20 protein-coding genes are annotated in these 19,810 nt (G+C 70.1%); 11 read left to right on the top strand and 9 right to left on the bottom strand.

Annotated elements, in window-relative coordinates:
• Positions 1–268 precede the first annotated feature (268 nt).
• The 3 genes from ACWCXB_RS24050 to ACWCXB_RS24060 form a co-directional block, all read right to left on the bottom strand.
• Entirely contained in the window at positions 269–613 is a 345-nt protein-coding gene (locus tag ACWCXB_RS24050; RefSeq protein WP_450725541.1) for a peptidase inhibitor family I36 protein, read from the bottom strand.
• A gap of 273 nt (positions 614–886) precedes the next feature.
• Positions 887–2,080 carry an aminotransferase class V-fold PLP-dependent enzyme gene (locus ACWCXB_RS24055; protein ID WP_450725542.1) on the bottom strand — a complete coding sequence of 398 codons (1,194 nt, stop codon included), beginning with the start codon at positions 2,078–2,080 and terminating at the stop codon, positions 887–889.
• Between the two features lie 251 nt (positions 2,081–2,331).
• The gene (locus ACWCXB_RS24060) at positions 2,332–2,874 is read right to left on the bottom strand and encodes a hypothetical protein (protein ID WP_450725543.1); all 543 of its coding nucleotides are present in this window, start codon (positions 2,872–2,874) and stop codon (positions 2,332–2,334) included.
• 339 nt (positions 2,875–3,213) lie between these two features.
• Here ACWCXB_RS24060 and ACWCXB_RS24065 point away from each other — a divergent pair, with 339 nt between their 5' ends.
• Positions 3,214–3,930 carry a hypothetical protein gene (locus ACWCXB_RS24065; RefSeq protein ID WP_450725544.1) on the top strand — a complete coding sequence of 239 codons (717 nt, stop codon included), beginning with the start codon at positions 3,214–3,216 and terminating at the stop codon, positions 3,928–3,930.
• Positions 3,931–3,999: 69 nt separating this feature from the next.
• On the opposite strand, the gene ACWCXB_RS24070 is transcribed toward ACWCXB_RS24065, so the two are convergent.
• From ACWCXB_RS24070 to ACWCXB_RS24085, 4 genes are all read right to left on the bottom strand, one after another.
• Complete coding sequence (locus ACWCXB_RS24070; RefSeq protein ID WP_450725545.1) at positions 4,000–5,175, bottom strand: RICIN domain-containing protein; 1,176 nt, start codon at positions 5,173–5,175, stop codon at positions 4,000–4,002.
• A gap of 251 nt (positions 5,176–5,426) precedes the next feature.
• On the bottom strand, positions 5,427–5,873 hold the full coding sequence (locus ACWCXB_RS24075) for a WhiB family transcriptional regulator (protein ID WP_450725546.1): 447 nt from the start codon (positions 5,871–5,873) through the stop codon (positions 5,427–5,429).
• 93 nt (positions 5,874–5,966) lie between these two features.
• Positions 5,967–6,713 (bottom strand): GntR family transcriptional regulator, encoded by a 747-nt coding sequence (locus ACWCXB_RS24080; RefSeq protein WP_450725547.1) that lies wholly within the window; start codon positions 6,711–6,713, stop codon positions 5,967–5,969.
• An 87-nt stretch (positions 6,714–6,800) separates the two neighbouring features.
• Entirely contained in the window at positions 6,801–7,025 is a 225-nt protein-coding gene (locus ACWCXB_RS24085; protein WP_450725548.1) for a hypothetical protein, read from the bottom strand.
• 306 nt (positions 7,026–7,331) lie between these two features.
• On the opposite strand from ACWCXB_RS24085, the gene ACWCXB_RS24090 reads away from it, so the two are divergent.
• The 8 genes from ACWCXB_RS24090 (at position 7,332) to ACWCXB_RS24125 (ending at position 16,223) form a co-directional block, all read left to right on the top strand.
• Entirely contained in the window at positions 7,332–7,796 is a 465-nt protein-coding gene (locus ACWCXB_RS24090) for a luciferase domain-containing protein (protein WP_450725549.1), read from the top strand.
• A 97-nt stretch (positions 7,797–7,893) separates the two neighbouring features.
• Positions 7,894–9,873 carry an AfsR/SARP family transcriptional regulator gene (locus ACWCXB_RS24095; protein ID WP_450725550.1) on the top strand — a complete coding sequence of 660 codons (1,980 nt, stop codon included), beginning with the start codon at positions 7,894–7,896 and terminating at the stop codon, positions 9,871–9,873.
• A 167-nt stretch (positions 9,874–10,040) separates the two neighbouring features.
• Entirely contained in the window at positions 10,041–10,349 is a 309-nt protein-coding gene (locus tag ACWCXB_RS24100) for a hypothetical protein (protein ID WP_450725551.1), read from the top strand.
• Position 10,350: 1 nt separating this feature from the next.
• Entirely contained in the window at positions 10,351–11,556 is a 1,206-nt protein-coding gene (locus ACWCXB_RS24105) for a cytochrome P450 (protein ID WP_450725552.1), read from the top strand.
• A gap of 499 nt (positions 11,557–12,055) precedes the next feature.
• On the top strand, positions 12,056–12,688 hold the full coding sequence (locus ACWCXB_RS24110; RefSeq protein WP_450725553.1) for a YbjN domain-containing protein: 633 nt from the start codon (positions 12,056–12,058) through the stop codon (positions 12,686–12,688).
• 2 nt (positions 12,689–12,690) lie between these two features.
• Entirely contained in the window at positions 12,691–14,097 is a 1,407-nt protein-coding gene (eccD, locus tag ACWCXB_RS24115) for a type VII secretion integral membrane protein EccD (RefSeq protein ID WP_450725554.1), read from the top strand.
• 19 nt (positions 14,098–14,116) lie between these two features.
• Positions 14,117–15,652 carry a type VII secretion protein EccB gene (gene eccB / locus ACWCXB_RS24120; protein WP_450725555.1) on the top strand — a complete coding sequence of 512 codons (1,536 nt, stop codon included), beginning with the start codon at positions 14,117–14,119 and terminating at the stop codon, positions 15,650–15,652.
• 223 nt (positions 15,653–15,875) lie between these two features.
• A complete protein-coding gene (locus ACWCXB_RS24125) occupies positions 15,876–16,223 on the top strand; it encodes a hypothetical protein (RefSeq protein ID WP_450725556.1) in 348 nt (115 codons plus the stop codon).
• A 73-nt stretch (positions 16,224–16,296) separates the two neighbouring features.
• Here ACWCXB_RS24125 and ACWCXB_RS24130 read toward each other — a convergent pair whose 3' ends face one another.
• Complete coding sequence (locus ACWCXB_RS24130; protein WP_450725557.1) at positions 16,297–16,770, bottom strand: hypothetical protein; 474 nt, start codon at positions 16,768–16,770, stop codon at positions 16,297–16,299.
• Positions 16,767–17,213 carry a HesB/IscA family protein gene (locus tag ACWCXB_RS24135; protein ID WP_450725558.1) on the bottom strand — a complete coding sequence of 149 codons (447 nt, stop codon included), beginning with the start codon at positions 17,211–17,213 and terminating at the stop codon, positions 16,767–16,769. The genes ACWCXB_RS24130 and ACWCXB_RS24135 overlap by 4 nt, the downstream gene beginning before the upstream one ends.
• 201 nt (positions 17,214–17,414) lie before the next feature.
• Between ACWCXB_RS24135 and ACWCXB_RS24140 the strand changes: the two genes are divergently transcribed.
• Together ACWCXB_RS24140 and ACWCXB_RS24145 are read left to right on the top strand one after the other, a co-directional pair.
• Entirely contained in the window at positions 17,415–18,608 is a 1,194-nt protein-coding gene (locus ACWCXB_RS24140; RefSeq protein ID WP_450725559.1) for a GDSL-type esterase/lipase family protein, read from the top strand.
• 333 nt (positions 18,609–18,941) lie between these two features.
• Positions 18,942–19,703, top strand: coding sequence for a DeoR/GlpR family DNA-binding transcription regulator (locus ACWCXB_RS24145; protein ID WP_450725560.1), 762 nt, complete (start codon positions 18,942–18,944; stop codon positions 19,701–19,703).
• Positions 19,704–19,810: the final 107 nt, after the last annotated feature.

The following is a 19,810-nucleotide window of genomic DNA, read 5'->3' on the forward strand; positions in this document are numbered from 1 at the left end:
ACATGTCGTCAGGCGTCATGCCGTCAGGACGATGAGTACGCGGGCCCCGAGGAAGGTCGCCCCACCCAGGAGCATGAACACTACCGGACCCGTCCTGTGCCGCCGCATCCACGCCCGGGGGCGTCCGTGGGTCCTGAGTCCTTCCTCTGCCCCCGGTCTCTCCTGGTAGGGCTCGGTCAGTGCCTGGGCCGCCCTCACGCAGCCGAAGGGGGGCCGGCGGCCCCAGGCGCCGCACAGTGATCGCTATGTCCAGCCCATTTCGTGAATGTCACCGGCACGCGACGGGCGCGACCGAGCTGACCTTGTCGTTCCAGTCGGAACCGACATTGGGCGACGAGTGTCCCGGCTCGATGTTCCTGCACATGCCCTCGCCGTTGCTGTGCTCGTAGAGCGAGTAGGTCTCGTTCGTCCGGTTCCAGTACGACGTCGCCTTGTCGTTCCGGTGAGCATGGCCGATCGGATTGCCGGGGAAGCAGATCACGAGGCCTTCGTAGTTCGAGTCGCCGAACAGGCAGAGCAGGCCTTCCGGACACCGCTCCCAGCCCTCGGTGGCGGAGGCGGGGGTGGCGGTCGCCGCGGTCGCGCCGATGACGAGCGCCCCCGCCAGCGCCATTCGGAAAGCTTCCGGGTGATCTTCTTGCTCATGGGTGTGTACCGTTCCTTTCGTCATCCCAATAGGGCTTGCCATAAAGCGACTTGGACTGCCGCACCCTCCTACGCAGGGTGGCTCTGGACCGGTTCATCGCGCTCCTGCACGGGGAGTTCGTCGTGGGCGAGGCGCCGCCCATGAAGCGGTCGGCCGGCTGGCAGCAGGTGGCGGCCGCGTACAGCAGGGCGGTGGCGTCGCGGGGGCGCCGCACCACTCTGGTGAACCGCGGATCAGGTCTTAGGCGGCGGGTCCAACGGCGAGGGCCTGCAGGGCGTGCTGCTCAGCCTCCAGGTCCTCCGCCAACTCGTCGATCGCCGTGGCGGTGACATGGCCCAGGCAGACGATTCTGGCGGTGTCGCCCTCGCATGAGAGATGCCACTTGTCGACCAGTCGCTGGCTCGGCCGTCTCAGGGTCACCGTCAGCGAATGCGGAGGGCGGCTGGGGCCGACGCCGGTACTCACCAGCTGGCGCACCGCGTACTCGGCGGTCTCCAGGCGGCGCAGGATGTGCGCGCGGATTCCCGTGCGGCCCAGGCGCCGCAGGGCGGCCCAGACGAGGAGAGTGCTCAGGCCGGTGCCGGAGGGGTCGAGACAGACACCGTGCGCCTGGTCGCACACCGTGACGTCGGGTACCTCGATCGCCCGGCGGGACAGGAAGATTCCCCACGGCATCGGCAGGCCGAGGACCCTGTGCGCGGAGAAGGAGACCGAATCCGCGCCGTGAGGGAACGACCAGTTGGGGGCTGAGGGTGCGCATGCGGCCACCAGTCCGCCGTAGGAGGCGTCGGTGTGCACGTGGACGGCGCCCGCCGCGGAAGCGGCCTCGCGTAGCGCGGCCACGTCGTCGACGGCGCCGGTCGTGGCGGTGCCGCAGGTTGCCAGGACGATCGCGCCGCGTTCGGCGGTCCGCTTCTGGACGCTGCGGCGCAGCGCGTCGGGGTCCATCACGCCGTCGGATCGCGAGGGAACGGTCACCAGTTCGGCGCCCAACGCCGCTGCTGCCGCGGCGACGCCGTGATGCGCGCGGTCACTCGCGTAGACCGGGGCACCGGGCAGATGCCTGCGCGCTGTCGCCAGTCCCAGCAGGATTCCTTCGCTGTCACATGAGGTGACGCGGGTGGCGACGGTCCATGGGGCCTGAGCCAGTGCGGTGAAGAACTGCCGTACGGCCCGCTCGTAGGGGGCGATGTGCTCCAGCAGGTCGTCGCCCGGGTCCATGCCGAGGGTGCAGCGGAGGAACGCGGCCACGATCGGTGTCAGATGCTCGGCCCCCAGCTCCTGGTTCCGCGGGAAACCCAGCGAGTGGCTCGTCTCCGGATGCAGATGCTCCAGCAGGCCGAGCAGCCGGAGAGTGTCCGACTGCGCCGCTACCGGCTGGTCGCCGATGAGGAGGCCATCTCCGTCTTTTCCGCTGTCGCGTTCGGCGTTCACGTTCTACCCCTGTCGACGTCTTGTCTACCGGTGCGAAATGCGTACATGCATGGCTACGGCCGGAAAGCGGGCAGGGTTCGGCTCACAAGCGCCTTGACAGAACGGCCCCGTTCCTGCAAGGGACTTCAGCAGGAACGGGGCACGTCTCCACGACGCCTCGGGGGGGGGGTGGACCAGCACCAGGAATACGTGCCGCAGGCCGAGGAGGTTCAGAGCTTGGCCGAGAACGATTGATGAACTGCCGCCGACGCCTAAGGTTCCTGCGCCGTGGGCGCCTGCTCGCGCTCCTCGCTGCTCCCGGCCCGCGTGCCGGGGCGTACCGCGCTGTAGAAGACCGACCGTCCCTGCCTGGTTCGCTCCGCCTTGCTGGTGGCAACCAGCCGATCGAGGGTGTTGCGCACCGTCTGTTCGGTGGTCGGCCGTACGGCGATCACGTCGTTCCTGATCTCGGCCACGGAGCGAGGCTCGTTCTGTTCCCTGAGCAGCCGACAGACGATCTCGATCAGCGACGACTCTTCTCCCCGAGGCGCATGGGGTGTGCGAGGAGTGCCCGGCTGCGACGAGGGCGCCGGCCGCAGGGCCTCGCCCTGCCTGGCCGCGGTGGGCTGTTCGGGCACCCGTACGGCGGTCTCCGCCACAGCCTCCAGAGACATCATCATCTTGGCCAGGGCGGCGTGCTCCTGTTTCAGCTTGCGAAGCTCGATCCGCACTTGCTCCTGCTGGACCAGATTGGCCTCCACATCTGCCTGGAGACGGCTCGCGTAGGCGTCCAGGACAAGTGATGACTCGGGCAACACACTCACCTCTCATCAGCCTCGGTTCCCATGATGCTACCGACATTGGAGGTGGGTGGCAGCAGCATGGCATGACCAAACCACCATCGGTCAGCCAGTCCGCTGGCAGAAGGGCGAGGAGCCGTAACAGGAACGGAGACGGCTGCGCACTCTCCAACTCGCCCACATGGCCATGCCTGTTTGTTGGTTTGAGAGTGTCCGGGTCGCGGAGTTGTGTTGGTATGATGACGTGAACATGATGAACGTGAATGGGTGGAGTAGTTGTGGCTCACCGCCTCGTCGGGCGGCGCACCTGTCAGGTGGCTGAGCAGAACGGCGCCTGGCACAGGGGAGTGGCGAGTGACAAGGGGGCCGGCGGACTTCGCCAGCGTGGACAACGGTACCGTCGACGTCGGGCAGGCTCTGCGCCACCTCCAGGGAGGCCGGGCCGTGGTGCTGCCCAGCCCGGCCCCGCTCGCCAGCGTCGTCGCTGCGACCCGTGCTCATGTCGTCAACCAGGCGTTGGGGCGGCCCTTGAGCTTCCCGACAGTCCTCTGGCTTCACCATGCCGAGATCAGGGCCGAGCTGCGTCCGATGCTGGATCTGACCGCTCAGGGCAGGCGTGTTCTGGACAGGCTGCTGTCCGTCGGGAACGTGATCCTCTCCGTCCCGGTGCGCCGGCGGCACGCCGAGTGGATCGAGCCGGCCCTCAAGGACGGAAGGGTCCATGTGTTCGGCCTGTGCTGGCAGGTCCTCCGTCCCGTGATCGACCCCTTGCGCGTGCTGTTCGTCGATCACGCCGAGCGGGGCGGCCGGCCGCCCGCGGGCTGCGCGGCCGAGGCGATCAGGATGTTTCCGCTTTCCGTGCCGGTGCTGGGAACGGCCGGCCTGGACGCCGGACCGCTCGAACTCGGTGTTCCTGATGGGGATCTCGGACAGCGCCTGATACCGGCGACGGTGAGGCTCAACTCGGTGGGGCAGGCCAGTCTCCATGGTGGGGGATCCCGGAGTACTCGCTGGGCGCACCCTCGGCACGTCCTCGACGCCATCGACCGGACGAGGGTTCAGGACATCTGACGCCGCGCTCTTCACGACGCCGCCCCTGCCCAGGCGAAAACAGGGGCGGCGGGACCGCCGTGCCGTTCGTCAACTGGCGAATCGCCAGTTCTGGTCGTCGTTGTCGCTGCAGTGCCAGAGCGTCAGCGGGGCGGCCGCCCTCGAGGAGTGGCCGCTCACGTCCAGACAGAGGTCGTTGCTCGTGTAGTTGCGGATCCAGTACGTGTTGTTCGCTCGCTTGTCGAGCCACCACAACTGGTTGTCGGCGGTCGTCAGGTTGCAGGAGTACTCGCTGACGACCTGGGTCGCTCCGACGGCGCCGTAGCCGGGCACGTCGAGACACAGGCCGTCCTTGAGGTTCTTGACGACGTAGAGAGTGGTCCCGCCGGGGCCGGTGGTCTTGGAGTTGCCCTTGATCAGGCTCCACATCTGGTTGTCACCTGTGCCCTCGGTGCAACGCGCTTGCTGGACCGAGGCACCGCTCTTCCCTTTCCCCGTTCCGGGAACGTCCGCGCACAGTCCGGTGCTGGCGTTCTTGATCAGGATGTTGGTGAGATCCAGTAGGGCCCTCTTGGTGTTCGGCGCGTGGGAGGTCTCCGGCTGGGGGGCGATCGGTGCGAGCCGCCTCTTGGCCGCCTGCGTCGTGGTGGCCGCCGAGGGCTTGGCGCTCGAGGTGGGCGTCGGGGTCGGGGTGGGAGTGGGGGAGGCCGCCATGAAGGCTCCACCGCCCGACGATGCGTCGCCGGAGCCGCCCATCACCGTGTCGGCCTCCCCCGTGCCGTCCGTCTCGTCCACGACCACTCCTGCGGGGGCGGAGTTGTCGCTCTTGTCGCTGGAACCCAGCATGAGAAGGGGGAGGACGAGCAGTACCGCGCCTGTGATCGCCGCGCCTGCGAGAATCGGCTTCTTCGGCCGGGTGAGCACGCCGTTGGGCTCAGGCGGCTCTCCGTTGCCGGCTGACGCGGTCTGGGTGCGTGACTCGGCCTGGCCCCGTGACTGCCGGTCAGGCGTCGTGGCTCCGCGTCCCGTGCGGGCTGCCCGCTCGGCCTCCGGCTGTGCGGCCGCCGTCGTCGTGCTCGGGCCTGGGGTGGTGGCGGCCGGGCCTGTCCGGCCTTCTTCGGCAGCTGTGCGCGGCTGTGCCTGCGGCTCCGGCTGCGGCGGCTGCGACGGCGGTGTCTCGGTCTCATCAGGAAGAGGCAGGGCTGCCGTGGTGGCTTCGCTCTGCCGAGGGGAGGCCCAGCTGGGCCTGCCGCTCTGCTCGGACATGGGTGCTCCGTGTTCGTTTCAGGTGACATGCCGGTCCATGCGGGACCGGCATAGGAGGAGAGCCGACGCGTTCGGCCGCGGCCCGCCGTCGGGGCGCACTGCACGGGGGCCCGGGCACGCCGAGCAATACACCTCTACTTGTGTTCACCGTTCACCTACGTTTCCGGAGAAGCGATGGTTTCCCATGACGACGAGCTCATAGCGCGGTGGAAGCACGGAGGGAAGCGTCCTTCCGCTCCGGGCGGCCCGGTTCAGGCCGCCGGAGCCGTCGCGGAGGGGTGCTCCGGCAGCGTGAGACGGACGCCCCGATGACGGGCCTGGCCCGAGCGGGCTCGCGGTCGCCGTACCCTTCGGTCCTCGGCCGCCACGACACCGACCCAGTCCGGCCCAAGACGCTCCACCAGACGTTCCCGCAGGGCCTTGCGCTCCCGCGCCGTGGTGGCCGCGTACACGCCCGTCTGCGTCAGGTCCGGGTTGGCCAGCGCCCACTTCAGACAGCCCCTGACGATGGGGCAGCCGGCGCATTCCTGCTTCGCCCGGCGGACGACCGCCTCGGTCTCGGCCCTGGGGCCCGACTCGCGATCAGGGTTGAACAGATCGGGATCCGTGCTGCAGCGGGGCGGTACCTCACTGTACGGAAAGTCGATGCGCGCTCTGTGCGGTGCGCTGTCGACAGGCCTGGGGCCGACGTAGGTCATCTCAGCATCTCCACCGGTTGCATGGACTGGGGAAACCTCTGCCACCTCGTGCGTTTCGAAGGGCTGGGAGCGGTGTGTTCCGGGAGCGGCGTCTCAGGACCGGGGCAGTCCCTCCACCAGACCGACCGCACGCGGGACGGCCACGAGTTCGTGGCCGGGCGCGTGGCCGCTGACGGCGCGCCCGGCGATGTTCGCCAGGTGGTGTGCCAGACCGACGAGGGCGTCGCGCCGCCTTCCGTCGGCGAGTGCGTCGAGGATCTGCTGGTGTTCGACGTCTCTGGCGCTTCGCCAGACGGCGTCGCCGAAGTGGTGCGGGCGGACATAGCGCGTGATCCGGTCGGAGAGCAAGTGCAGTTCACGCCGCATGGCGTCGCCGCTGCCCGCCGTGAGCAGAGCGTGGTACCGGGTGTGCGCGTCGAACCAGCCCGCCGCGTCACCGCGGTCTTCCGCCTCCCGGAGGCGGCTGAGCAGGCGCGAGGCGTCCTCGCGGAACGCGGGCCCGAAGGACGGCGCGGCCACGGACACCGCGAGGGTCGCCAGGAGGATCCGGCTGGCATAGAGACCGTCCAGTTCCCGCGGGTCGAGTGCGGTGACCCGGGTGCCCTGATCGGGCTCGACGTCCACGAGCCCCTCCTCGTGGAGCATGCGGAGCGCCTGCCACAGCGGCGTCGGTGTCACACCGAGCCGGCGCGCGAGGGCGGGCCGGGAGAGCTTGAGACCAGGCTCCAGAGAGCCGTCGAGGATGCGCTGACGCAAATAGTCGTGGACGCGCGGAGTGGCTTGACCGGCATCCGGCAACTCGATCTTTTCGACGTCCGGGATGATCGTGACGCGAGCCATGGTGTTCACTTTCTTCCATCAGGTCCGGAGGGGGCGGTCAAGCGCCGGGAGCGGGCTCGGCCGGGGTGAGTCAGAGCACCAGGCCCTTCACCTCCGCGCCGCAGCCACCATGGGCTGCTTGTCGAGCGTCACGGCCATGAGGCCGGGCAGCTCCGCCTGCAGGGCGTTGATGAACCGCCCGCGTTCCGTCGTCCGCAGAGCCGGAAACCAGCCGTCGGGAGGGGGGACGGCGTAGGGCCACAGGCAGTACTGTCCCTTTCCGTTCGCGAAGAGGTCGAGCAGTCCGCCGGCCTTCTCGATCGCGACCTGCATTGTCGCCTCCTGTCTTCTCGGTTTGAGGACCGGCCCGAATGCGGGACCTCTGTGCTGCGCACCGGACTACGAGTCCCCGTTCCACCGGGTTCAGCACCTGCCGAAGTTCCGGTTCGGCATGCGCGGACGCGACGGCGCGCGACTGAGCGTGAGGCCGGGCCGCCGGCTCGAGGTGGCCGGTTCCCGTCGGGAACATCGGTGTGCGCAGCGAACGCCGAAGTGCCGTCTTCTGCACCTCAGGAACATCCTCCAGAATCTCCGGGGACCAGATTCCATCGCTCCCCCCAGCGCCGTTCCCGGAGAATCATGAGTGTGTTCCTGAGCGATCTCTTCGCCAGAAGTGGCCCACGTCCTGTGACGACCGGTCTGAGCATTCCGCACGTTCAGCTCGACGCCCACTCCCCGCCGCACATCTCTGCCGAACTCATGGCCCGGGCGAAGGCGCTGCCGGGAGTCGTCACCGGAGCCGGCAGGCTGTGCGAGACGTCCTCGCTGGGACTGCGCGTGCTCAAGCGAACCGGATGGACGAACGCCTTTCTGCCCTCGGCCGAGGAGTTCGGATACATCCACCGTTCCGGGGTCATGTACCTCACCGTCCCCGCGGACGATCTTGGCCTGCTGATCTGGCTCGGCTGGGTGGAGCTCCATCCGGCCACACTGAACGCGGATTTCCCCGACAACATCGTCACGTGCTACGCGCCGCGCGACGAGACGGAGCTCGAGGTGGCCACGAAGGTCCTGCGCGCCTCGTACGCTCAGGCCCTGTCCTGAACCCGATGGCTCCCCCGAGCGTTCCCCTAGTGTGCAGAGCGCCTCACTACGCTTCGGAGTGCTGGGCCCCGTCGAGGCTTGGTATGAGGACGGACGGGTGGATCTCGGGCCGCCCAAACGGCGTGTCCTCCTGGCCCGTCTGCTCGTCGACAGAGGAAGACCCGTATCGGCTGAGCGGCTCTGCCGGGATCTGTGGTCCGACGACACCAGACCCGCCGGGGCGGTCGCCACGGTTCATGCCCACATCAGCCGGCTGCGCACCGTGCTGGAACCCGGACGCCCGGCCGGAGCCCGATCGACGCTGCTCGTCAACGAGTCGGGCGGATACGTGTTGCGCGCTCCCCGGGAGGCCCTGGACAGCGCGGTCTTCGAGGGCCTGTTGGAGAAGGCGCGTCAGCACCGGCGTGAGGCGCGGGTCCGGGCGGCCCTCATGACTCTCGAGGAGGCCCTGCGGCTGTGGCGCGGGCCCGCACTGCACGACGCGACCGATCACGACTTCGCCGTCGCCGAGGTCGACCGCCTCCACTCGCTCCGCAACACGGCGGAGGAGCTGCACGTGGCGACGCTGCTCGAACTCGGCCAGGCGGACGCGGCCGTGCCGCTGGCGGAGAAGCTCACGAACACCGCTCCCTGGCGGGAGGTGTCCTGGGCGCTGCTGATGAAGGCTCTCTACGCGACCGGGCGTTCCGCGGAAGCCCTGCAGCGGTACGAGCGTTTCCGTGTCGCCCTGGCCGAGGAACTCGGCGTCGATCCCGGCCTCGCGCTGCGCGACCTGCATCTGGCGATCCTGAACGAGGACACGTCCTTGATCCTTCCCGCCGCCGGGCGGGCGGATTCACCACCGGCTCCGCGACCGGGTCTCCCTGCCGGCCGACTCCTCGTCCCGTTGCCCCTGACCGGGCGGAACCGTGAAGTGGAGGTGCTGACCGAGGCGGTGGCGCAGGCAGGGGCCGGCGGAGTCCGCTGGGGCGTGGTCCGCGGCGGACGGGGGACGGGCAGGACCCGACTGCTGGAAGAGGTCGCCCAGCGCGCGAGACGAGAGGGAGCCAGGATCGCACGCCTCACCTGCTGCTGCGGCGGGGACGACTGCCGCAGCACCACGGCCCTCGGTCCCGCCACCCGGCTGGCCGAGCAGCTCACCGGGCCCGGTGAGCCCGTCTCGCGGGCGACCCGATGGACGGAGGAGGCCGCGCTCAAGGCCGTGACGCGGGCGCTGGCCGAGGGCCCCGCGCTCCTGCTCATGGACGACGTGGACACCGTCTGCCGTGCATGCCGACGGCTGCTCCGGCGCCTCTCGGCCCTGCTGAGCGGCGAGAGGACGATGATTCTCTGCTCCGCCGGGGAACGGGACGGAACGGGGACCGCGTCGCTGCCGGCCGGTGTCCCCGAGGGGCGGATCACGACCGTCCGACTGTCCCCCCTCACGGTCGAGGACGTGCGGGCCCTGCTCCCGTACGTGGACGACGGCGCGCCTGCGGAGCTGTCTGACGAGGCAGGGCGGCTCCGGCGACGCAGTGACGGCAACCCCTTCGTCCTCACCGAGCTGCTGCGGCTCCCCCGTGACGAGCGCAGGAGCGAGAGCCCCCCCACACCGCCTGCGGTGAGGAGAGCCGTGCTCACCCGTCTCGACGTCCTGTCCGGGCAGGCACGCGCGTTGGTCACCCAGGCGGCGGCTTGCGGCGACGTACTGGACATGGACCTGCTCGCCGTGCTGATGGGCGTGGCGCGGGACGAGCTGATCGAGCCGGCCGAGCGGGCCGTCCGCACCGGACTGATCGTATGGAGCCCGTCAGGCGCCGGACCGGCGGGCGACCGGGAGGAGGCCGAGCGGGCGGGGCGGGCCGGCGCGGGCTGCTACCGGTTCCACAGCATCATGCGGGAAGCGGTGCTCTCCACCCTCTCCCCGGTAAGGCGCCAGCAGATCCACGCATCCGTCGCATCGGCGCTGCGGAAGCGCCCGCACAGCCCCGTGAGCGTCGCCGAGCAGATCGTCCAGGCGGGTCCGGTGGTCTCGTCCGACGAGCTCCGGGCCGCGAGCCGGCCGCCGAGGCTCAGAAACGCGAAGCCCGATGGCTGAACCCTGGACGGACGCACGCCGTAGACCAGGGTGTCAGAGCCCCGGCATCGTACTTTCCCCCCGCGATGTCGAGGAGACGAGCCCCAGCCGATGTCCACAGTGCACGCGTCGCGCGTGCACCCGTCGTGTCGCGGGTCGCGACATCCGACCAACCGAGGAGGCCCGGCGTGGGCGACGTCCTGCTGGCCCTGTGCATCCCGCTGATGGTCTGCGCGAGCGGCATCTACGCGGTGTGCGAGAGCTGGTGGCGGCGCAGACGTCCCGCGTCGCCGCCGCTGTCGCTGTCTCCGTGGCCGTCGCCCTACACGCATGCCGCCGCACGCCGCGCCAAGCGGGAGATGCTCGCGGCGGCGGAGGAGATCGTGGAGGAGGCGTACGCGCGGCTCGCGGGGCTGTACGACGACGCGTGCGGCGGCGCGCACGGCTGTGCCCGCACGGATCAGGATCGAGGCACAGGGGTGGACGAGGTTGCATGACATGGGACGGCTTCACGGTGAGAGCGCCTGCCCCGGTCCGAGGCCGGAGGGCGATCCCACGAGCCCGGTACGCCCCTTCGCGCATCCGGGGTTCTCGGGCTGGTACGTCACCGGCCACCGGGAGACGCGCACGCTGCTCACCGACCCGCGCCTGACGCCCGCGCGTTCCGCCGCCCGGCCGGAGCTGCGGGAGCACTGCCCGGACCTGTTCGTCGGCGGTCGGCTGGGCTGGCCCGGATCCATCGCCGAGTGCGACGGCGCGACGCACGCCCGACGGCGCAGGCAGCTCGGCACGGCCCTCACCCCCGCCGTTCTCCTCCGGCTGCGGCGACACTGTCAGGAGACGGCGGACCAGCTCGTCGACGCGTTCGCCCAGCGCGGAGCAGCGGAACTCGTGGGTGAGTACGTCATGCCGCTCGCCGTCGCCACCACCATGGAAATGTTGGGTGTTCCCGCCCGGGACCGCGGCCGGCTCGCTGGCGAGGTGACCGAGCCCGTGTCGCTCCAGGGGATTCAGGCCGGGATGGACCGGCTGAGGTCCTACTTCGGCGAACTGGTGCTCTCGAAACGGCGGGACCGGGACGGACACGGGGACAGCGGCGTCGATCTGCTGCGTCGCCTGTCGATGACAGGCGACGGCGCCGCCCGGCCTCTCGATGAGGAGATCCAGGCGGCCGCCCTGCTGCTCGTCACCGCCGGTTGCCGGACCGTGCCTGCCGTGCTCGCCGGCTCTCTGCGGACGCTCCTCTCCGACGGGGCACTGCTCGCGCATGTGACGAAACGGTGCGAGGCGGGACAGCTGCCGGATGCCGCCGTCATCGACGAACTCCTGCGGCACACCTCGGCGGGTGAGGACACCGTGGTGAGGTTCGCGACCCAGGACGTGACCGTCGCGGGACAGCGCATCTGCAGCGGCGATCTCGTCCTCCTGGACCTGGCCGAGGCCAATCGCGACCCCGCCGTCTTCGACGCCCCCGCCGAACTCCGTCCCCACCGCGCCCCCAATCCTCATCTGGCCTTCGGCCAGGGGCTGCACAACTGTCTCGGCGCCGGTCTCGCCCGCATGCAGATCGAGGTGGCGCTCGGCTCCCTGCTCGGCCGCTGCGCAGGGCTGCGGATCGCCGAAGGGGACAGCACGGTGGCCCTCCGCCGGCACTGGAACGGCTCGTGGCCGACGAGGCTGGAGGTCACTTTCGTCGAACGCTGACCTGGTTGGTCCGCCGACGCCTGACGCAGGGTCTCCACTGGGTACGCAGGACGGAAGTGAGTTGAGCGGACAGGGCGGAGTCGCCATGTCGCGTGCATCCCGGGGCGGGAGGCCGGCGGATCGCACTGGGTGGGGCTTGGCCCGTGCCGGCGCCCGCCGGCGTGCGGCCGGCCCGCACCGGGGGATTCAGGGCGCCCTCAAACGCCCGACGAAAGCACACCAACCCATACCGGCACCCATAGTTGGAAAACTATGGCCATGCGGTCAACCGCGCTGACCGCTCCGGACCGGGCTACGAGCATATGCTCGCCACAGACAGGGGAAGGCACCGCTGATGTCGACCAGAGAGCGGCGTCGGCGGCACCCGTGGCCGTATCCTGGTGCGGTCACACCATGTGCCATGACCCATAGTTGAGTTGTCCTCAGACCGCTGCCCGAGCGGTCACGGTCGCACTACGGCACACAGCGGTGCCACCCCCGAGTGAGGGAGCCTTAGCCCATGACCGCGGAAACGACCGAGATATCCGAAGGCGCCGAGCACACGGAGCCCGAGCCCGACATGAGCGGAGCCGGCGCGCGAGAGGGCGCCGCCGCCGAGGACGCCGCCCCGGCCGCGACCCCCACCCTGCCTGGACAGACCACCTCCCTCATCCCCGACCAGACGGTCCTCCAGCAGCTGCTGGACCAGCTCCAGCTGAAGCACACCATCGACGACGAGGGAGATCTCCTCGCACCCTGGGCGGACTTCCGGATCTACCTCATGTTCCGGGGCAGCGAGGAGCAGCAGGTCTTCTCGGTCCGTACGTTCTACGACCGGCCCTTCCCGCCCGAGGACCGGCCCCAGCTGCTCGAATGGGTGGACGAGTGGAACCAGCGCACCCTGTGGCCCAAGGTGTGCACCTACACGCCCGACGACGGTCAGATCCGGTTGGTGGGTGAGGTCCAGACCCTGATCGGCACCGGCGTCGACCCGCAGCACTTCGTGGCCTGCACGGTCAGTTGGATCCAGGGATCCCTGGAGTTCGACCGCTACCTCGCCCAGCGGCTCGGCCTGCCCTTCGACGGCCTCGGAATGCCGATCGAGGACGGCGTGGCCGGACCGGAGCAGGTGCCGACGGAGACCGGTGAGTAGCCATGACTGATGGTGTGGTGGCCGCCGACCTGTGCCGACTCACCGTACGCGCGCCGCAGAAGGCGATCGACCTGGCGGTGCCCGCGGACATCCCGGTGGTCGATCTGCTGCCCACCCTGGTGGAGTACGGGGGCGACGGCCTCGCCGAGAGCGGTCTGGACCACGGCGGCTGGGTCCTGCAGCGGCTGAGCGGTGAACGGCTCGACGAGGAGAGCAGCCTCGACTCGCTGGGGCTGAAAGACGGCGACACGGTACTGCTCCGGCCACGCAACGAGGCGCTCCCCGAGATCCGGATCGACGACCTGGTGGACGGCATCGCCTCAGCCATGCGGGACAGGCCGTTCGGCTGGTCGCCGGCCACATCGAGGCGGCTGTTCCTGGGATTCGCCGTGGGCGCGGCGCTGGCCGCCGCGTTCGCGGCGTCGCGCTCCGGGGCCTCCCACCTGACGAACGCCCTGGCCCTCACGGCGATGGCCATGTTGCTGCTCGCGGGAGCCGGTTCGGCGAGTCGTGCGGTGGGTGACGCCGCGGCCGGTGCCGCACTCGGCGTACCGGCGGTCCTGTGTCTCGGGCTGGCGGGCTGGCTGCTGCCCGGGGGCGTCCTGTCCGACACGGTTCAGGGCCATGAGGTACTGGGCTCGCGGCTGCTCGCCGCGGGCGCGACCGCGGCCGGTGCGGCGATGCTGGCCGTGGCCGTCGTGGGTTCCTTCGCCGCGCTGTTCGCCGGGCTCGGCCTGATCGCGTTCTGCACCGCGGGCGCGGGAGTGCTGGTCTCCGCCAGCGGGCTGCCCCTGTCCGAAGTGGGCGGCGTTCTCGCGCTGACCGCGGTGATCATCGGCGCGTTCGTTCCCAGTCTGTCCTTCCGGCTGGCCGGATTCCAGCTGCCCCCGCTGCCGTCCAACGCCGACCAACTGCAGGAAGGCATCGAGCCTCACTCGCCCACCGCAATCGCGAACCGGGCCGTGGTGGCCGACGGATGGATGACGGGCCTCTACGGGGCTGCCGCCGTCGTCTGCACGGCCTCCATCGTGGGTCTCGCCACCGAACCCGGACTGGCCGAAGGACTCGTCATCGCCGATCTGGCGGCGCTGCTCCTGCTCCACAGCAGGGGACTGGGAAACACCCTGCAGCGGCTCGCCCTGACCGGCGCCGCGGCTGTGGGAGTGGGAGCCCTGGGGCTGACCATGACGGCCGGCTCCTCACCCCTGGGACACATGCTGTTCGCCGCCGGGCTGCTCGGCGTCACGGCGACGCTCTCCATCACGGCCTGGACGGTGCCCGGCCGTCGCCTGGTCCCCTACTGGGGGCGAGCCGCCGAGATTCTGCACATGCTGATGGCGATCGCACTGTTCCCCCTGGCCCTGTGGGTGTTGGGCCTCTACTCATACCTCCGCGGATTGAGCGGCTGAGGACGCCGGAGACCGAGCAGTGAACAACAAACGCGACCAGGTGCACGCCCACATGTTCATGATGGGCCGTCTCACCTCCGGGATGCTGCGCGCGGATCCCGACGCTCCCGAGAGCCCCCAGGGCCGTACCAACCGCGGCATCGTCTGGGGAATGATCATCGCGGCCGTCATCGCGGCCGGCGCCTTCGTCCTCGGGCTCCTGATTCCCCGCCCGTCCGAGGGGGCCTGGCGCGAGGACGGCACCGTCGTGGTCGAGAAGGAGACCGGCTCCCGCTATCTGTACCTGGACGGCAGACTTCGCCCGCTGCGCAATTACACTTCGGCGAAGCTCCTGCTGGGCGGGGATCTCAAGATCGAGACGGTCAAGGCGTCCTCGCTCGCGGGCACACCCCACGGTTCGGCCGTCGGTATCCCGGGCGCGCCGGAGCGACTGCCTTCCGGCGGACAGCTGAGCCGGGACCCCTGGCAGCTGTGCTCCACGGCACCCTCCTCCTCCGCGGGTTCCGGCACCGGGCCCGTCACCACTCTGGCCGTCGCCCACCCGCCCCTGACCTCGCCCCTGAACAGCCGTCAGGGGCTCTTCGTCAGCGGACCGGACGGGCAGAGGTATCTGCTGTGGAAGGGCAGCCGGCTGCGCCTCGACGCGGAGAGGGGGGCCCAGGAGGCCCTGGGGTACGGACCGCTCAAGCCCGCCAAAGTGTCCGGCGCGTTGCTCAGCGCTCTTCCGGCCGGGCCGGACCTGGCTCCGAGGACCATCGCCTCACTCGGCTCCCCCGGCCCCGAGGTCGGTGGGCGGCCGACCCGGATCGGGCAGCTCTTCCGGGTCACCGTCCCCGGTGGCGCCAGCGGGATCTACCAGTTGCGCGACGATGGTCTCGCTCATCTGACCGCCACGCAGGCGGCGCTGGCCCTGGGCGACCCGCTCGTCCGGGAGCGGGCCTACGGCGGTCAGTCGCCCGCGGCCGTGGAGCTCGGATCCGATGTGCTCAAGGGACGCCTGGCGCCGGCAGACCCCACGGCGGGTCTCGGCAGCCTTCCGGCGGCTCCGCCGGATGTGGTGCCGATTCCGGCGGAGCGACAGATCTGTGTCCAGGCGAGTCCGGCCGCGTCGTCCGCGGCGGGAACCAGTACGAGCATCGGTCTCGCCGCCACGCCCGACCTCGGTCCGCTCGCCCAGCCGTCACGCGACGGGCTGATCGAGGGGTGCCTTCCCGTGGGCCGGATCACGGTGTCACCCAGCAGGGGAGTGCTGGTACGTGCGGTCGGCGCGGCGGGAACGAACCTGGGAACGACGCTGTATCTCGTCACCGACACCGGAGTGAAGCACCGGCTGTCGAGCCTGGAAGCGGCCGAGGCACTCGGCTACGGGGAATCCGCCGCGGTCGGGCTGTCGTCACTGCTGCTGTCCATGCTGCCGTCCGGCCCCGACCTGTCTCCGGAGGCCGCCGAGCAGGGACGCGCGGTCAGTACCGCACCCCGGTGCGGCGAGCAGTCCCCGGTGGTGGCCGAGACGGCGACCCCGAGTGGCTCGGCTTCCCCGAGCAAAACGCCGTGACGGCACCCGCGGTGTGAACCGGGAAGGGCGGGAGGCCCCGGTGGCAACCGCGGCCTCCCGCCCTTCGGTGTGCGCGTGGCGGTGAAGCGGGACACCGGCCGCCGCCTGGCAGTGTGACGTCGATGAGAAGCTCTTCGCGCCCAGTCGCAGCCCCTCCTCACGCTTCGTCAGACTCTGGCTGAGCACCGTCACCTTGGCGCCCATCGCGACAGCGAGGCGGCAGATGCCCACGTACGCGATGTCGATGCGCACGTCGTCGGCACGAAGCGTGCGACGGCAGATGGTTGCCCGTTCGAAGTTCCCGCCCGCGGCCGGCACGGCAAGGGCCCGTGTGGACCGTACGGCCTACTCCATCGACCTGCTCGACGCCTGGTCGGAACCTGGTCAGGAGTACTTCGCCGAGCACATCAAGGTGCTCGAGCGGTGGGCCCTGATCTCCGACGACGGTGACAGCGGCGGCCGTTGGCTCTGCACGCGGGCGACGAAGCGGAAGACGGCGAGTGGACGGCGTACGAATGGTGGCCCGGCGACGGGGACGATCCTGAGCCGTATGCCGGCTTCGCCGTACTGATGGCCGACTCCTGGCGGAAAGTCTTCGGCCACGGCGATGGGGATGCCGTCTGACCCCTCGGCCGGGTGACGGCCTACGGCTGCTGGCCGCTGCGAGCGTCGAGCAGCTGTCGGGCGACGGCGAGGCCGACGCTCACCCCGGCGCCGCGGCACGTCGCCGTGTTCGCGCAGGCGCCCAGTGCGTCGTCGAGCGAGCCGCCGAGGAGGCGGCTCGCCGTGAGCCGGCCCCACGCTCGGCCGGCCAGGTCCCGGTCCGCACACGACAGATCCGGGGAGCCGGGACCGAGACGCGCCTGGCACCAGACGGCCCACGCCACGTCGTCGGCCACGAGCGTCCGCAACTCGCGTCGCCCCGCGGGGCTTTCGGAGGGGACGCTGTCTCGGCCCCTGAACAGCAGGGTCAGGGCCAGGACATCGTGTGCGGCGCGGTACTCGAACGACGCCTGCGGTCGGTACGCGCCGCTCGGGGCGAGCAGTCGGCTCGCCGCTTCCTGGGCGCAGAGCCAGGCCATCGGCACGTCGGCGGCCCGCTCGCCTCGCGGGCTCACTGGAACGAGTCGCCGCAGGCGCAGGAGTCCTTCGCGTTCGGGTTGTCGATCGTGAACCCGGACTTCTGCAGGGTGTCCTGGTAGTCGATGCCGGCCCCGTCCAGGAAGGGGCCGCTCTTCGGATCGATCAGCACTGCGAACCGGTCGAACCAGTGCACCGCCATCCCGTCCTCGGCCAGCGCGGTGCGCTGGGCCAGGGTCGCCGGGTCGTCGTCCTCCACGAATCCTTCGTCGTCGCGCTCCGCCAGCGTCTTGGACAGGACCTTCGTGTACTTGTCGGTGAAGAACAGCTGGTAGCGCAGTCCCGAACAGCCGCCCGGCTGCACGGAGATCTGGAGCGCCAGTCCGGGCTCCTCGCGGCTCAGCAGGTCGGTGACCTTGGCCACCGCCGCTTCCGTGAGGTCGACCGAGTACGCCGGCCTGTCCACCGTCGCCCGCACCATGCAAGTCCTCCTCGTGTCACCGAAACCGGAATGGGTGTCCCCGGCGCGACTACGGCGCGGGCCGGGTGGAGGTTCAACCAGCCGGAGCCGGCTTCCGTCGGGTGAACTCGCGGGCAACCAGAGGCGTATACACCGATGGACGATGTTGCTCACACCTGTGTGTCAGCACCCTTCTCGCGTCGGAAGAGAGAGCACACCAACATGAGTGTCATTCAGCGGTTCCTCCGCACCAGCCGCGGCCGGTCCACGCGAACCACGCGCGCGCCGGCCTCCCGAGTGTCGGCCGCCGCGCTGGCCGTCGTGCTGAGTGCACCCGGCATGGCCGCCGCAGCCGACGCACCGAGCGCCGAGGACACCGCGTACTACATCTCGCTCGGTGACTCGCTCGCCGCCGGCTATCAGCCGGACACCGACAAGGACATGCCCATCGCCTACACCGACCAGCTCTACGAGCAGCTGAAGCAGCGTGAGCCCGGGCTTCAGCACATACGCCTCGGCTGCACCGGGGAGACCACCGCATCGCTGATCAAGGGTGGTAAGTGCGACTACCCGAACGCCACGTCCCAGCTGGACGCCGCGGTGAAGGCCATGACCGAGCACCGCGGCAAGGTCGCCTACGTGACGATGAACATCGGCGCCAACGACATCCGGGCCTGTGCCACCCCCACCGGGTCCATCGACCCGGCCTGCCTGAACACCGCCTCCGGGACCGTCGCCGCCAATCTGGCCCAGATCACGGGAGCTCTCCGCAAGGCGGGCGAGGAAGGCACCCAGTACGCGGGCGCGACGTACTACAACCCGTTTCTGGCGGCCTGGTTCCTCGGTGAACCCGGTCAGGAGACAGCCAAGGGCTCGGTGACTCTGATCGATGCCGCGAACGCGGCGATCTCGCAGGTGTACACCACCGGCGGCTTCAAGACGGCGGATGTGGCCGGAGCCTTCTCCTCGGGTGAGTTCGACCAGCTGATCGATCTTCCCGGCTACGGCGAGGTGCCCACCAACGTCGCCAAGATCTGCGAGATGACCTGGGCCTGCACGAAGCAGGACCCGCACCCGAACCCCGCGGGCCACAAGGTGATCGCGGGCGCCTTCGCGGCGGTCCTGCCGAAGACGGCCCCTACCCCCACGAAGACGTCGACCGCATCGCCCACCCCGACGCAGACGTCGACCGCGTCACCCACCGCGTCGCCCACGGCGTCGCCGACGCCCACGAACAGCCAGACCGAGGACGCCGACCAGCCGGAGCCGGACGGGGAGCTCTCCGAGACCGGTTCGAGCGGCATGGCGACCCTCGCATGGGCCGCGGGCGTCGCCGTCGTCGCCGGCGCCGCCTCGTTCTTCCTCGTACGCGGGCGGAAGACCTCCGGCCAGTCCGAGTCACCTGGTCCGGAGTGATCGTGTGGACCGCCGTGCCCGGCCAGGCAAGGCGGTCCAGTCGCGTCGCGAACGGGCCACCGGACGCCGTTTCCCGGGGCGGCGAGCCTCTCCACCGAGGTTCAATCAAACAATCATTTTCCCGCAAACACATGTCCCGGTCACCCCGCCCTGGCCGCTGAACTGCACTGATGCCTCTTCGAAACGGGCAGGAACGGGCAGATTCCAGCAAGTCGCGGGCTCCCGACCATCCCTCTATCCGGGCTATAAAAGTCGGGACAGGCGTGGAACGGGCAACCATCACCCGAACGGTCAACGTCTCCCTCGAACGGTCAGGGACAGGAGGTACGAGGTATGCGGAGCCAGGAACGGCAGCAGCGGATCCTCGCCCTCCTCCGCCGAGCCGGTCAGGCGGAGGTGTCCGCCCTGGCAAGCGACTTCCAGGTGGCGCCGGAGACGATCCGCCGGGATCTCAGCGAGCTGGAACGGCGCGGCCTGGTCCGCCGCACCCACGGCGGCGCCTGCCCGGTGGAGAGCGCGGGGTACGAGACGGACCTCGCACGCCGTGAGACCCACCGGGTCGAGAGCAAGAGGCGGATCGCCGCAGCGGCGGTACAGCTGGTCGACACAGCGGAGACCATCTTCATCGACGAGGGCTACACCCAGCAGATCCTCGCCGCCATGCTGCCCACGAACCGGCCGCTGACCGTGGTGACCGCCTCCATGCCCACCGCGGCGGCCGTCGTCAGTTCCCCGGAGACGACCGTGCTGCTCCTGGGCGGCCGCGTCCGCGGCCGGACGCTCGCCACCGTAGGGTCCTGGGCCACGCGGATGCTGTCCTCGCTCGTCATCGACCTGGCGTTCATGGGGGCCAACGGCATCGCGCGGGACTGCGGGCTCACCACCCCCGATTCCGTCGTCGCCGATGTGAAGGCACAGGCGATCCGCTCGTCACGGCGTCGGGTGTTCCTGGGAATCCACACCAAGTTCGGGGTGAGCAGCTTCTGCCGGTTCGCGGACGTCGGTGACTTCGAAGCGATCATCACGGACACCTCCCTGCCCGCCGCGGAGGCTCACCGGTACTCGCTCCTCGGTCCCACAGTCACCCGCGTCTGAGTCTCCTCCCACCCCAACGCCCCTGTCCGCCCGGGCCGGTGCGCGAGCCGCCGTACCTGCTCCCGTTCTCGCCCCCGCTTCCTCGTTCTCGTTCTCGCTCCGAAGGG

The organism is Streptomyces sp. NPDC001514 (assembly GCF_053597075.1).

Coding starts and splice junctions, on each gene's coding strand:
- ACWCXB_RS24050 (WP_450725541.1), bottom strand. CDS start 613: ATGGCGCTGGCGGGGGCGCTCGTCATCGGCGCGACCGCGGCGACCGCC.
- ACWCXB_RS24070 (WP_450725545.1), bottom strand. CDS start 5,175: ATGTCCGAGCAGAGCGGCAGGCCCAGCTGGGCCTCCCCTCGGCAGAGC.
- ACWCXB_RS24075 (WP_450725546.1), bottom strand. CDS start 5,873: ATGACCTACGTCGGCCCCAGGCCTGTCGACAGCGCACCGCACAGAGCG.
- ACWCXB_RS24080 (WP_450725547.1), bottom strand. CDS start 6,713: ATGGCTCGCGTCACGATCATCCCGGACGTCGAAAAGATCGAGTTGCCG.
- ACWCXB_RS24085 (WP_450725548.1), bottom strand. CDS start 7,025: ATGCAGGTCGCGATCGAGAAGGCCGGCGGACTGCTCGACCTCTTCGCG.
- ACWCXB_RS24090 (WP_450725549.1), top strand. CDS start 7,332: ATGAGTGTGTTCCTGAGCGATCTCTTCGCCAGAAGTGGCCCACGTCCT.
- ACWCXB_RS24105 (WP_450725552.1), top strand. CDS start 10,351: ATGGGACGGCTTCACGGTGAGAGCGCCTGCCCCGGTCCGAGGCCGGAG.
- ACWCXB_RS24110 (WP_450725553.1), top strand. CDS start 12,056: ATGACCGCGGAAACGACCGAGATATCCGAAGGCGCCGAGCACACGGAG.
- eccD (WP_450725554.1), top strand. CDS start 12,691: ATGACTGATGGTGTGGTGGCCGCCGACCTGTGCCGACTCACCGTACGC.
- ACWCXB_RS24125 (WP_450725556.1), top strand. CDS start 15,876: ATGCCCACGTACGCGATGTCGATGCGCACGTCGTCGGCACGAAGCGTG.
- ACWCXB_RS24135 (WP_450725558.1), bottom strand. CDS start 17,213: ATGGTGCGGGCGACGGTGGACAGGCCGGCGTACTCGGTCGACCTCACG.
- ACWCXB_RS24140 (WP_450725559.1), top strand. CDS start 17,415: ATGAGTGTCATTCAGCGGTTCCTCCGCACCAGCCGCGGCCGGTCCACG.
- ACWCXB_RS24145 (WP_450725560.1), top strand. CDS start 18,942: ATGCGGAGCCAGGAACGGCAGCAGCGGATCCTCGCCCTCCTCCGCCGA.